Source organism: Bartonella sp. AP331QHHD, assembly GCF_042195905.1.
Lineage (GTDB): Bacteria > Pseudomonadota > Alphaproteobacteria > Rhizobiales > Rhizobiaceae > Bartonella.
This window is the reverse complement of sequence record NZ_JBHIPG010000010.1, coordinates 1-14,132: the sequence shown is the minus strand read 5'-3', so window position 1 is coordinate 14,132 and position 14,132 is coordinate 1. Positions and strand designations below refer to the sequence as shown.

The window sequence follows — 14,132 nt, the reverse complement described above, 5'->3', positions numbered from 1 at the left end:
TTTACTTTCTTTATGAAAAATAGTTTTTTCTTATCAAGAATAATATACTGCGAAAATACCTTTGCAGCTTTTTCAAACACTCTATTTCTTTAAATGACTTACACATTTCACGCAGTGGTAAATATTCCCCTTAGAGACGGTATAATCTATCTCTTTTAAGAGAAAGAAATTAGTCTAAAAGAAGACAAAATAAATTTATAATCAATGACTACCCCCCAACTCCGCTAAGCTCTCAAAAAAACTCTCTTCAATTCGTTCTAAATCCTGTAGAAGATCATCAACATCATGCTGCATCTGCTTTAAATCAGTTTGTTTTTTATGAATTCCTGCAATTAATTTCTTAAGCTTTTTCTCATCATCAGGTGGTTTTCCAACCATTGTCAACATATCAGATATTTCAGACAACGAAAATTTTACTCTGTTAGCATACAGGATTTGTTTTAACTTATGACGATCCGTTTATGTATAAAGCCGTGTACTTCCACACCGAAAAGGGATAAGAAGTCCCTCTTCTTCATAGCAAAGTTCGAGCTATTATTGAAAACTCACGTGTTAATTTTCCAATTGAATAATATTCGTACATTTTATTATTCTGTCTGCATAGATCACATTGTTATAAGAAATATGTCTATTTTTTATAAAACTTAGTGAGCACCTTAATCTCTACTTTTCTGCATTCTAATTTAGAAGAAAATACATTCACAAACATTGTATAGTAGAGAATCAATTATTTTTTAGATTATAGAAAAGACTCTTGATCTTTCATCATAAGTCCTTTTAAATTTTTATAGAAGATATCAATCAAAAATTTTCCTAAAGTTCAAAATCAATCTTATTTGATTTGTAGATAATCAACTCTTTTCCTTGAATATGATTTTTGAGTTTCACATATTTTGGAAAAATTCTATACTGCTTTTAGAAATTAAGAAACTTTAAAATAAAGTAACAAAAAAGATAAGCATCATTACAAAATAATAAGCTACTAAAGATGTTTAAAATAACTATCGCCTTATAATTTTTGATATTTTTCAAGAAAATATACAACTTCTGCATTTCGAAATAAAAAACGTCTGAACTTTCTATTCAGACGTTTTTATATTATGTGGTGTTGTATTTAAATTATTCAGTAACGGCCCCGGTTGTCATATTTGTCAACATAGCCTTAGCCACTTCGTTATTACTAGACTTACGCTGCTCATCTACAATCAAATCATCACGAACTGCAGCAATACGACGGATTTGAGAAATTGTACCACCCGTACCTGCTGGAATAAGACGACCGACAATAACGTTCTCTTTAAGTCCTTGCAAAGTATCAATTTTACCAGAAACTGCTGCTTCAGTAAGAACACGTGTTGTTTCCTGAAACGATGCCGCCGAAATGAAAGAAGGTGTTTGAAGAGAAGCTTTTGTAATTCCAAGAAGAATGGGATTACCAGATGCAGGTTTCTTCCCTTCTGCAATCAAATTATCATTGATTTCATCAAGTTCAATACGATCAACATTATCACCTGGAATATAACCAGAATCTCCAGATTCAGTAATTTCAACTTTTTGCAACATTTGACGAACAATCACTTCAATGTGCTTATCATTAATAAGAACTCCCTGCAGACGATAAACCTCCTGAATCTCATTAACAAGATAAGATGCCAAAGCTTCAACCCCCTTAATCGCCAAGATGTCATGAGGTGCTGGATTACCATCAAGGATATAATCTCCCTTTTCAATTTGATCGCCTTCTTGGAAGTGGAACAACTTACCTTTTGGAATCAAGTATTCTACTGCCTCAAGAGTTTTATCATTTGGTTCAATAATGATACGACGTTTATTCTTATAACCACGGCCAAATCGAATTGTACCACTAACTTCAGCAATAATCGCATGATCCTTTGGACGACGCGCTTCAAAAAGCTCAGCCACACGAGGAAGACCACCCGTAATATCTTTCGTCTTGGCACTTTCCATTGGCAAACGAGCAATAACATCACCAGCCTTAACATGAGCACCAAGCTCAACAGAAAGAATAGTTTCCACTGACATCATATAACGGGCTTCACCTCCCTTATACAATTTAGCAATGGATTCACCTTCTTTATCCGTGTGAATAATAATAGCTGGTTTAAGATCCGCACCACGTGGATTAGCGCGCCAATCAATCACCAAACGCTTCGTAATACCCGTAGATTCATCAGCTGTTTCAGTGACAGATAAACCATCAATCATATCTTCAAAACCCACATAGCCTTCAACTTCCGTTAAAATTGGACGTGTATAAGGATCCCATTCTGCTATACGTTGGCCACGTTTAACCACATCACCATCATCAACAAAAATATGAGCACCATAGCTAACACGATGTACAACGCGCTCTTTTCCTAACTCATCCTTGATAAGGATAGCCATATTACGCCCCATAACAACCAAATGGCCTTCAGAGTTACGAACTACATTACGATTACGAATCTCCACCTTACCTTCATAAGATGCCTCTAAATACGATGAATCAACAACCTGCGCAGTTCCTCCTAAGTGAAAAGTACGCATAGTAAGCTGTGTTCCCGGCTCACCAATGGATTGAGCAGCAATAACACCAACCGCTTCTCCCTGATTAACAGGTGTTCCACGCGCCAAATCACGACCATAGCATTTTGCACAAACACCAAGACGTGTTTCACATGTTAATGCAGAACGAATTTGAACAGATTGAATCCCAGCTGCTTCAATCTTCGCGACATCAGCTTCCTCAATCATTGCTCCACCTTCAAGGATAACCTCTCCAGAGACAGGATGTAGAATATCAACAAGCGCTGTACGACCAAGAATTCTTTGCCCAAGGGAGGCAACAATTTGTCCTGCATCAACAATCGGCTGCATGGTAAGCCCTTTTGCGGTACCACAATCAACTGCTGAAATAATAGCATCCTGTGCAACATCAACAAGACGCCGTGTTAAATAACCAGAGTTCGCCGTCTTTAACGCAGTATCAGCAAGTCCTTTACGTGCACCATGCGTGGAATTGAAGTATTCATTAACAGTTAGACCTTCTTTAAAATTTGAAATAATGGGTGTTTCAATAATTTCACCCGATGGTTTTGCCATTAATCCACGCATACCGGCCAATTGTCTCATCTGGTTAGCAGAACCACGAGCACCAGAGTGCGACATCATATAGATAGAATTCATCGGCCGTTGACGACCTGTTTTAGGATCAAAATCCACAGCTTGAATACGTTTCATCATTTCATCTGCGACGCGATCTGTACATTTACCCCAAGCATCTACAACCTTATTGTATTTTTCACCTTGTGTAATCAAACCATCATTATATTGCTGTTCGTACTCCTTAGCCAAAGCTTCTGTTTCTGCGACTAAACGCGACTTACTATCAGGAATAACCATATCGTCCTTACCGAATGAAATTCCTGCACGACAAGCATAAGAAAAGCCAAGCTGCATAATACGGTCACAAAAAATAACCGTCTCTTTTTGTCCACAGTGCCGATAAACATGATCAATCATTTTAGAAATGTTCTTTTTCGTCATCTCTTGATTGACAATATCAAATGAGATATCCGCACTTTTTGGCAAAAGCTCACCGATAATCAAACGACCAGGTGTCGTATCATAAAGTTTAGAGACTTCTTTTCCATCCTTCCCCATATTCTTAACACGGCCTTTAATCTTCGTATGAAGCGTTATAACCTTATTTTCCAAGGCATAATGAAGCTCACCTATATCAGAAAAGGCCATTCCTTCACCTGGTTCTTTTTCAGAAACAATTGAAAGATAATAAAGACCAAGAACCATATCCTGTGAGGGAACAATAATGGGAGCACCATTGGCCGGATGAAGAATATTATTGGTGGACATCATCAAAACACGGGCTTCAAGTTGTGCTTCAAGAGAAAGCGGAACATGAACCGCCATCTGATCACCATCAAAATCCGCATTAAAAGCAGTACACACCAATGGATGTAGCTGTATAGCTTTTCCCTCAATCAAGATAGGCTCAAAAGCTTGAATTCCCAAACGGTGCAATGTTGGTGCACGATTGAGCAAAACAGGGTGTTCACGAATAACCTCATCCAAGATATCCCAAACTTCTGGATGTTCTTTTTCAACAAGCTTCTTTGCCTGCTTTACCGTTGATGAATAGCCTTTTGCATCAAGCCGCGCATAAATAAAAGGCTTAAATAATTCAAGAGCCATTTTTTTGGGAAGACCACATTGATGTAATTTTAATTCAGGACCCGTCACGATAACAGAACGCCCCGAGTAATCAACACGCTTCCCAAGTAAGTTCTGACGAAAACGCCCTTGCTTGCCCTTCAACATATCTGATAAAGACTTAAGAGGACGTTTATTGGCTCCAGTAATCACACGCCCACGCCGTCCATTATCAAACAATGCATCAACAGCTTCTTGTACCATACGCTTTTCATTGCGTACGATAATTCCAGGAGCTCGCAATTCAATCAGCCGCTTCAAGCGGTTATTACGATTAATAACACGCCGATAAAGATCATTCAGATCTGATGTCGCAAAACGCCCACCATCAAGCGGAACCAATGGACGCAAATCCGGTGGAATAACCGGAATTGTTTTCATAATCATCCACTCTGGCTTATTTCCAGATTCAAGAAAATTTTCAACGATTTTAAGTCGTTTAATCAATTTTTTCTGCTTTAACTCTGAAGTTGTTTCAGCTAATTCAAGACGCAAATCATTAGCGATTTTATCTAACTCCATACTAGCTAAAAGCTCGTAAATAGCTTCAGCGCCAATCATAGCTGTAAACTGATCTTCTCCAAATTCATCAATAGCAAGCATATATTCTTCTTCAGAAAGAAGCTGATGGAGCTTAAGAGATGTTAACCCTGGTTCGGTTACAATATAATTCTCAAAATAAAGAACCCGTTCAATATCTTTTAAAGTTAAATCTAAAAGTGTAGAAATACGGCCTGGTAATGATTTAAGAAACCATATATGCGCAACGGGTGCCGCAAGTTCAATATGCCCCATACGCTCACGACGTACGCGCGAAAGAGTAACCTCTACACCACATTTTTCACAAATAATGCCCTTATACTTCATGCGTTTATATTTGCCACATAGACATTCATAGTCCTTAATAGGGCCAAATATACGTGCACAAAAAAGACCATCACGTTCTGGTTTAAAAGTCCGATAATTAATAGTCTCAGGCTTCTTAATCTCACCATACGACCAGGACAAAATTTTCTCAGGACTCGCAATAGAAATACGAATAGAGTCAAATGTCTGCGCTGGCGCTTGAGGATTGAAAAGATTCATGACCTCGTGGTTCATGCTGTTCTCCTTCAAAGATTCTTAGAACCTGTTGTAATATCTCATTTATTTTATAACAGATCTTCTTTAAAATACATTTACTTTTAAAAATGACCTGTATAGCCTTAATAAGGTTATTGAGCCTCTTAAAGTAATAAGAGCGCAGCCCTTTTCTAGTGCGCTCCTTGAATTATTATTCTGCCGTATCAGACAATGCCCGCTGTGCAATAAGTTCACGCGCATCATCAAGCTCCACATTAAGAGCAAGTGAGCGCATTTCTTTTACCAACACATTAAAGCTTTCGGGTATACCTGCCTCAAATGTATCATCACCACGCACAATTGCCTCATAGACTTTTGTTCGACCAGCCACATCATCTGATTTTACTGTTAGCATCTCCTGCAAAGTGTATGCAGCACCATAAGCTTCAAGCGCCCATACCTCCATTTCACCAAAACGCTGACCACCAAATTGTGCCTTACCTCCTAATGGCTGCTGCGTAACAAGTGAATAGGGACCAATAGAACGCGCATGAATCTTATCATCAACAAGGTGATGCAATTTCAACATGTAAATATATCCCACCGTTACTGGACGATCAAAAGGCTCCCCAGTACGACCATCATAAAGCGTAACCTGCCCTGAACTATCTAAGCCTGCGTCTTCCAGCATCATGTTAATATCAGACTCATGTGCTCCATCAAAAACAGGCGTTGCAATTGAAACCCCTTTCTTCATCTGCAATGCCAATTTGTAAAGGCTTTCATTATCATACTGACGAACTGGTTCATTATGATTATCATCAGGCATAAGATTTTCAATACGCTGACGCAACGGCAATATATCCCCAGTCTCTTGATATAACTCTAACAAAGCACCAATCTTCTTGCCCATCCCCGCACATGCCCAACCAAGATGCGTTTCAAGAATTTGTCCAACATTCATACGACTAGGCACACCCAGCGGATTCAAGACGATATCAGCATGGGTCCCATCTTCAAGAAATGGCATATCTTCTACGGGAAGAATACGTGAAACAACACCCTTATTCCCGTGACGTCCCGCCATCTTGTCACCTGGTTGGATTTTGCGCTTCACAGCCACAAAAACTTTCACCATTTTCATGACACCAGGAGGCATTTCATCACCTCTTTGGACCTTTTCAACCTTATCCATAAAGCGACGTTGTAATGCTTCTTTTGATTCATCATATTGCTTGCGCAAAGCTTCAATTTCATTTTGAAGCTTTTCATCCTCAACAGCAAATTGCCACCACTGGGATCGCGGATAATGCCCCATTACTGTACTATCAAGCTTTTTACTACCCGAAAAGCCTTTCGGACCTTCTACAGCAACTTTACCTGTCAACATATCGGTGAGGCGCGCATAAACATTGCGATCAAGAATAGACTGTTCATCATCACGGTCTTTTGCTAAACGCTCAATTTCTTCACGCTCAATTGCCATCGCACGTTCATCTTTTTCCACGCCATGGCGATTAAAAACGCGAACTTCAACAACAGTACCAAAAGTCCCAGGAGGCATACGCATAGAAGTATCACGAACATCGGATGCCTTTTCCCCAAAAATTGCACGCAGAAGCTTTTCTTCCGGCGTCATGGGACTTTCACCTTTCGGGGTAATCTTTCCAACTAAAATATCACCTGGTTGAACTTCAGCACCAATATAAATAATGCCAGCTTCATCAAGATTTCTTAACGCTTCTTCCGCAACATTAGGAATGTCGCGCGTAATTTCCTCAGGTCCAAGTTTTGTATCGCGTGCCGCAACTTCAAATTCCTCGATATGAATTGAAGTAAACACATCATCAGCAACAATGCGCTCGGATAACAAAATAGAATCTTCATAATTGTATCCATTCCAAGGCATAAAGGCTACGAGAACATTCCGCCCAAGAGCCAAATCACCAAGATCCGTGGATGGACCATCTGCAATGATATCACCTTTCTCTACCCTATCACCGACATGTACAAGAGGACGCTGATTAATACAAGTGGACTGATTAGAACGCTGAAATTTCTGTAAGCGGTAAATATCAACGCCTGATTTTGAAGGATCTAAATCTTCTGTTGCACGGATAACAATACGGGTAGCATCGACTTGATCAACAACACCACTACGTTTTGCACTCACAGCAGCTCCTGAATCGCGCGCAACAATAGATTCCATTCCCGTCCCAACAAATGGCGCTTCAGCGCGTACAAGAGGAACTGCTTGACGCTGCATGTTCGATCCCATAAGCGCACGATTCGCATCATCATTTTCCAAAAAAGGAATAAGCGCTGCTGCAACTGAAACCAACTGTTTTGGTGAAACATCCATCAAATCAACATGATCACGCGGCGCCATTAAAACTTCACCAGCATGACGGCAAACAACAAACTCTTCTATAAAACGACCTTCGTTATCTAATGAAGAATTAGCCTGAGCGACATAATGCTTTGCTTCTTCCATCGCTGAAAGATAAATAACTTCTTTTGTGACTTTTCCATCAATAATTTTTCGATATGGGCTTTCAATAAAGCCATATTTGTTAACTCGCGCAAATGTTGCTAAGGAGTTAATCAGACCAATATTGGGGCCTTCTGGTGTTTCAATCGGACAAATACGACCATAATGCGTAGGATGTACGTCACGGACTTCAAAACCCGCACGTTCACGAGTCAAACCACCTGGACCAAGAGCAGAAAGACGGCGCTTATGGGTAATTTCTGACAATGGATTGGTTTGATCCATAAACTGCGACAATTGTGAAGACCCAAAAAATTCACGGACTGCTGCTGCCGCAGGCTTTGCATTAATCAAATCCTGTGGCATAACTGTATCAATTTCAACCGATGACATACGCTCTTTTATCGCACGCTCCATACGAAGAAGACCAATGCGATATTGATTTTCCATCAACTCCCCGACGGAACGAACGCGACGGTTGCCAAGATTATCAATATCATCAATTTCACCACGTCCATCACGCAATTCAACCAACATCTTAACAACAGCAAGAATATCCTCTTGGCGTAAAATGCGAACTGTGTCTGGACAATCAAGATCCATACGTAAATTCATCTTAACACGCCCGACAGCGGAAAGATCATAACGCTCTGGATCAAAAAACAATGAATGGAACATTGCTTCTGCTGTATCGATTGTTGGTGGTTCACCTGGACGCATCACCCGGTAAATATCAAATAACGCATCCTGCCGACTTTCATTTTTATCCACCTTCAAAGTATTGCGGATGTAAGCGCCAATATTCATGTGATCAATATCAAGAATATTGACTTGATCAGCACTAACATCGAGCAGAACTTTTAATACTTTTTCGTCAATTTCATCACCAGCTTCAAGGTAGATTTCACCTGTTTCGTAATTGACGATATCTTCGGCTAGATAACAACCTAATAAATCATCTTCACTAACTTTAACCGCTTTAAGTCCTTTTTCTACCAAAGACTTCGCATTACGAACTGTTAATTTTTTACCAGCCTCCGCAACGACTTCACCACTATCTGCATCTATAAGGTCAGAAATGAGCTTCATTCCTTTAAAGCGATCCACAGAATAAGGAACTCGCCATCCTTCTCCATCACGCTCATAAGTCACTTTATCATAAAACGTCGATAGAATATCCGACGCATCCATACCTAATGCCATCAAAAGACTAGTAACAGGAATCTTGCGCCGTCGATCAATACGCGCATAAATGATGTCCTTAGCATCAAACTCAATATCAAGCCAAGAACCACGATACGGAATAACACGAGCAGCAAAAAGAAGCTTTCCTGATGAATGGGACTTTCCTTTATCATGGTCAAAAAAGACACCAGGAGAACGATGCATCTGAGAAACAATAACACGCTCCGTACCATTAACAATAAAGGTACCATTCGTCGTCATTAAAGGCATATCGCCCATATAAACGCCTTGCTCTTTAATGTCTTTGATATCTTTGGAGCCAGTATCCTCATCAACATCAAAAACAATCAAACGCAATATGACCTTTAATGGGGCAGCATAAGTTAAATCACGTTGACGGCACTCTTCAACATCAAATTTTGGTAAATCAAATTCATAACCTACAAACTCAAGCATAGCTGTACCGGAAAAATCTGAAATAGGAAAAACCGATTTAAAAACAGCTTGCAAACCTTCATCTGGTCGCCCACCTTTCGGTTCCTCAACCATGAGAAATTGATCGTATGAGGCTTTTTGAACCTCAATAAGATTCGGCATTTCTGCTACTTCAGGAATCTTACCAAAAAATTTCCGTACGCGCTTACGACCATTGAATTGAGACATCATTGCGTGAGTCTGAGCCATCGTCGCTCCTTGATCTTTACTCTTCAAGGTAGACCAACCTTGAAAGCCTTATACCATTAACCTGCATATGCAGACCAGTTCACTTGACACTCAATAATGAGCATCATTAACTTTCCCCACCAACATAAGCCATTTATCTCTTTGACTCTATGATGAAGGGGTAAGTAATCCAAACCTATCCCATTCCTGTTACGAAACCATTGGGAAAAGTTTTTTACTCATTATTTTCCCTCTTTGTATTAAGAGAAAGAAAATCGGCGAACATAAATGCCCGCCGATAAAATTAAATTTACTTAAGTTCCACCTTAGCACCGGCAGCTTCAAGTTGAGATTTAATTTTTTCTGCTTCTTCTTTAGAAGCAGCCTCTTTAATAGGCTTAGGTGCACCTTCAACCAGATCTTTAGCTTCTTTAAGACCAAGTCCAGTAAGAGCACGAACTTCCTTAATAACATTAATTTTTTGTGCGCCACCTTCAACAAGAATAACATCAAATTCTGTTTTTTCTTCAGCAGCTGGAGCAGCAGCACCAGCAACAGCAGCGACAGCTACAGGAGCAGCAGCCGAAACTCCCCACTTTTCTTCAAGTAACTTAGAAAGCTCAGCGGCTTCCAAAAGGGTTAGATTAGAAAGGTCTTCTACGATCTTCTCTAGATCAGCCATTTTTAAATTCCTTCAATTAAAAGATTTGAACCATTATTAAATCTTATTCAAAAAAACAGAAAAGCATTAAAGCTCTTCCATAAACGTAAATACAAACAGCCTTAAGCCGCCTTATCCTCCTGAGCATATGCTCCAATGACACGTGCAACCTGACCAGCAGGGGCATTAACAACCTGTGCAATACGGGTCGCAGGGGTAGAAATCATACCCACAAGTTTTGCACGCAACTCGTTTAATGAAGGCAATGAAGCCAATGACTTCACAGCATCTACAGTTAAACTTGTTGCACCCATTGAACCGCCAAGTATGACAAATTTGTCATTGCTTTTCGCAAAATCAACAGCAACTTTCGGTGCTGTGATTGGATCTTCTGAATAAGCAATAAGTGTTTGTCCAGTAAACAAACCCACTATCGATTCAGATTCCGTGCCCTGAAGAGCGATTTTAGCAAGACGGTTTTTGGCGACCTTAACGGCACCGCCAGCTTCACCCATTTTCGAACGCAGATCATTCATCTGTGAAACTGTCAGACCGGAATAATGTGCAACAACAACAGAACCAGACTTCCGAAAAGCCTCGTTAAGCCATGTAACAAATTCGCGTTTTTCCGCTCTATTCACTGTCTCTCTCCATTTAACAGATTTGCTTAAAACAAACCTGTTGGTTACCTTTGATAACATAAAATACTTCATGTCACCGATGAGGATCCTGTCCCCTTTTTCACGCACAGCGTTCAAAGGCAACCTTGGCTCAAACCCTTTAAGTCTTTTAACTCTCAGTTTTTACCCCAGTCTCATGCAGGTTTTTTTGATTAAGATACTTAAAAGCATCACCTACAATCTCGGACAGGATATTCCGGAATTTCTCCCGGTACAACCTAAGCCCTATAAAGCTTAGATAGCGAGCTGATCAAAATCAGCATTTTAAATACAATTTTGATATTCCCATACCCCAAAACAAAATTATAAATCAGCTTATACTAGCTCTGAACGAACCGTTGCTGGATCAACTTTAACACCAATTCCCATAGTCGACGAAACAGCAACGCGCTTAATATACTCACCTTTTGCACCTTGCGGTTTGGCTTTAATAACTGCACTTGCAAAGGCTTTTATATTTTCTACGATTTTTTCAACACCAAAAGAAGCCTTACCAATACCAGCATGCACAATACCAGCTTTTTCCACACGAAACTCAACAGCACCACCTTTAGAAGCTTTGACAGCACCGGCGACATCAAGTGTTACAGTACCAACTTTCGGATTAGGCATCAAACTCCGTGGACCAAGAATCTTACCAAGACGACCAACAAGAGGCATCATGTCTGGCGTTGCAATACAACGATCAAAATCTATAGTCCCTCTATTAACGCTTTCAAATAAATCTTCGGCACCCACAATATCAGCTCCTGCCGCCTTAGCTTCCTCAGCCTTATCCCCACGAGCAAAAACGGCAACACGAATATTTCTCCCTGTTCCATTAGGCAAATGAGCAACGCCTCGAACCATTTGATCAGCATGACGAGGATCAACACCCAAGTTCATTGAAATTTCGATTGTTTCATCAAACTTAGCAACGGCACGCTCCTTAACCATTGAAACGGCATCTTTTAAAGCGTAGAGTTCATTAAAATCAATATCTTTTCGGATATTTTTTATTCTTTTTGCTACTTTTGCCATAATATTAGCCCACCACTTCCAAGCCCATCGAGCGAGCAGAACCTTCAACCATACGCATTGCTGCCTCAATGTCATTCGCATTAAGATCTTTCATCTTTGATTCCGCAATCGAACGAATTTTATCGCGAGAAATGCTTCCTACAGACACTTTACCAGGCTCTTTTGAGCCAGATTTCAGGTTTGCTTCCTTCTTTAAAAAGAATGATACAGGAGGCGTCTTGAGAAAAAAGGTGAAAGACTTATCTTGGTAATACGTAATAACAACTGGAATCGGTGCCCCCTTTTCCATTTCTTGTGTCGCTGCATTAAACGCCTTACAAAATTCCATTATATTAATACCACGCTGCCCAAGAGCTGGACCAATTGGTGGAGATGGAGTAGCAGCTCCTGCAGGAACCTGCAACTTAAGCTGACCTATACTTTTTTTTGCCATAACAATCTGCCTTTAATTTCACTGGTATACTGACAATTCATCTTGCCCGTTACCCGCTTGCAGTCACGTGGTTCGGATCATTAAGCCGACAAAAGCTATAAATCACCTCCCACTCCTTCCTTAAAGTAATTAAAACTACTCTAAGTTTAATCAGAGTTTTTCAACCTGACCAAATTCCAAATCAACAGGCGTAGGACGCCCAAAAATAAGCACTTCAACCTTAAGACGAGAGCGCTCTTCTTCAACCTCTTGAACAATTCCATTAAACGAAACAAAAGGACCATCAGCAACGCGAACTTGCTCTCCAACCTCAAACAATACAGAGGACTTTGGAGACTCAACCCTTTCCTGAACTTGTTTGAGAATTTGCTCAACCTCTCGATCAGAAATAGGAACAGGACGCGCATCCGACCCTAAAAAACCTGTCACTTTAGGCGTATTCTTAATAAGATGATAAACTTCATCTGTTAACTCAGCACGAACAAGAACATAACCAGGAAAAAATTTTCGCTCAGTATCAACTTTGCGTCCACGACGAACCTCTACAACACGCTCTGTTGGAACAAAAATCTTTTCAAAAAGATGATCAAGTCCCTTTTGCTTTGCCTCCTTATCAATAGCTTCCGCTACTTTCTTTTCAAAATTTGAATATGCCTGAACAATATACCAACGAGCTGCCACAGTCACACTTCCTTACATTCTCAACTAAAAAGATATTTCAGAAGATCAATAACCCGCCAAACACCAAAATGCATAACCTGATCCACAATAAAAAAGAAAGCTGAAGCCAATGCAGTTACCAACAAAACCATAATAGTAGAAATAACCGTCTCACGACGTGTAGGCCATTTCACTTTAATTGTTTCTGCATAAACCTGCTTCAAAAAGGTAATCGGATTGGTTTTAGATGCCATCGTCACACTACACTCTCTCTAGTCCTATTGTGTTTTATAGAACAAAATAAACAGGAAAAAATGCAAAAGCCAACTTTCAGACTTATGCAATTTCCTTACTTTCTATTCAATACCGTTTCACACACAAAAAAACAAGCCCCATATCAAAAAAAGCGAAAAAGGCAGCAAAATCCACTCCCTTATATGTAAAATCCCCCCTTTGGCAGGGGCAGCAGGACTTGAACCTGCGACCTGCGGTTTTGGAGACCGCCGCTCTACCAACTGAGCTATACCCCTAACTCTCAAAACTAAAAAAACTTTTAGTATCCCTGCAACAAGCATTATTTATTCAATGATCTTAGAAACGATACCGGCACCAACAGTACGACCACCTTCACGAATAGCAAAACGAAGTTTCTCTTCCATCGCTATCGGAACGATCAACGAAACATCCATCGCAACATTGTCGCCTGGCATAACCATTTCCGTTCCTTCTGGAAGCGTAACAATACCTGTAACATCCGTCGTACGGAAGTAAAACTGAGGGCGATAATTCGTGAAAAATGGTGTATGACGCCCACCTTCATCTTTTGTCAAAATGTAAGCTTCTGCTTTAAAACGTGTATGAGGTGTAACGGATCCTGGCTTTGCCAATACTTGACCACGCTCAATCCCTTCACGGTCAACACCACGTAGCAGAGCCCCTATATTATCACCCGCTTGACCTTGATCCAAAAGCTTGCGGAACATTTCAACGCCTGTAACCGTCGTCTTAGACGTTGGACGAATACCGATAATCTCGATTTCCTCTCCA

Annotated in this window: 10 protein-coding genes and 1 tRNA gene; all 11 read right to left on the bottom strand. The window is 40.2% G+C overall.

The window, feature by feature from the left end; genetic code table 11:
* Positions 1-201 precede the first annotated feature (201 nt).
* Positions 202-405, bottom strand: a complete 204-nt coding sequence (locus ACFIMS_RS01165; RefSeq protein WP_375638423.1) for a hypothetical protein — start codon at positions 403-405, stop codon at positions 202-204.
* A gap of 714 nt (positions 406-1,119) precedes the next feature.
* Positions 1,120-5,331, bottom strand: a complete 4,212-nt coding sequence (gene rpoC / locus ACFIMS_RS01160; RefSeq protein ID WP_375638422.1) for a DNA-directed RNA polymerase subunit beta' — start codon at positions 5,329-5,331, stop codon at positions 1,120-1,122.
* Between the two features lie 172 nt (positions 5,332-5,503).
* Entirely contained in the window at positions 5,504-9,652 is a 4,149-nt protein-coding gene (gene rpoB, locus ACFIMS_RS01155; RefSeq protein WP_375681414.1) for a DNA-directed RNA polymerase subunit beta, read from the bottom strand.
* A 289-nt stretch (positions 9,653-9,941) separates the two neighbouring features.
* Positions 9,942-10,313 carry a 50S ribosomal protein L7/L12 gene (gene rplL, locus ACFIMS_RS01150; RefSeq protein WP_273790654.1) on the bottom strand — a complete coding sequence of 124 codons (372 nt, stop codon included), beginning with the start codon at positions 10,311-10,313 and terminating at the stop codon, positions 9,942-9,944.
* A 101-nt stretch (positions 10,314-10,414) separates the two neighbouring features.
* Positions 10,415-10,933, bottom strand: coding sequence for a 50S ribosomal protein L10 (gene rplJ / locus ACFIMS_RS01145; protein ID WP_012755027.1), 519 nt, complete (start codon positions 10,931-10,933; stop codon positions 10,415-10,417).
* Positions 10,934-11,287: 354 nt separating this feature from the next.
* Positions 11,288-11,992 carry a 50S ribosomal protein L1 gene (gene rplA, locus ACFIMS_RS01140; protein WP_375613460.1) on the bottom strand — a complete coding sequence of 235 codons (705 nt, stop codon included), beginning with the start codon at positions 11,990-11,992 and terminating at the stop codon, positions 11,288-11,290.
* A 4-nt stretch (positions 11,993-11,996) separates the two neighbouring features.
* On the bottom strand, positions 11,997-12,425 hold the full coding sequence (rplK, locus tag ACFIMS_RS01135) for a 50S ribosomal protein L11 (RefSeq protein ID WP_375696308.1): 429 nt from the start codon (positions 12,423-12,425) through the stop codon (positions 11,997-11,999).
* Positions 12,426-12,575: 150 nt separating this feature from the next.
* Positions 12,576-13,106, bottom strand: a complete 531-nt coding sequence (nusG, locus tag ACFIMS_RS01130) for a transcription termination/antitermination protein NusG (RefSeq protein WP_273790740.1) — start codon at positions 13,104-13,106, stop codon at positions 12,576-12,578.
* Positions 13,107-13,126: 20 nt separating this feature from the next.
* Positions 13,127-13,339, bottom strand: a complete 213-nt coding sequence (secE, locus tag ACFIMS_RS01125; protein ID WP_273790652.1) for a preprotein translocase subunit SecE — start codon at positions 13,337-13,339, stop codon at positions 13,127-13,129.
* 200 nt (positions 13,340-13,539) lie between these two features.
* Positions 13,540-13,615: transfer RNA gene (locus ACFIMS_RS01120), tRNA-Trp, on the bottom strand.
* Between the two features lie 48 nt (positions 13,616-13,663).
* On the bottom strand, positions 13,664-14,132 hold a 469-nt coding region (locus tag ACFIMS_RS01115), incomplete at its 5' end, for an EF-Tu/IF-2/RF-3 family GTPase (RefSeq protein ID WP_375629610.1).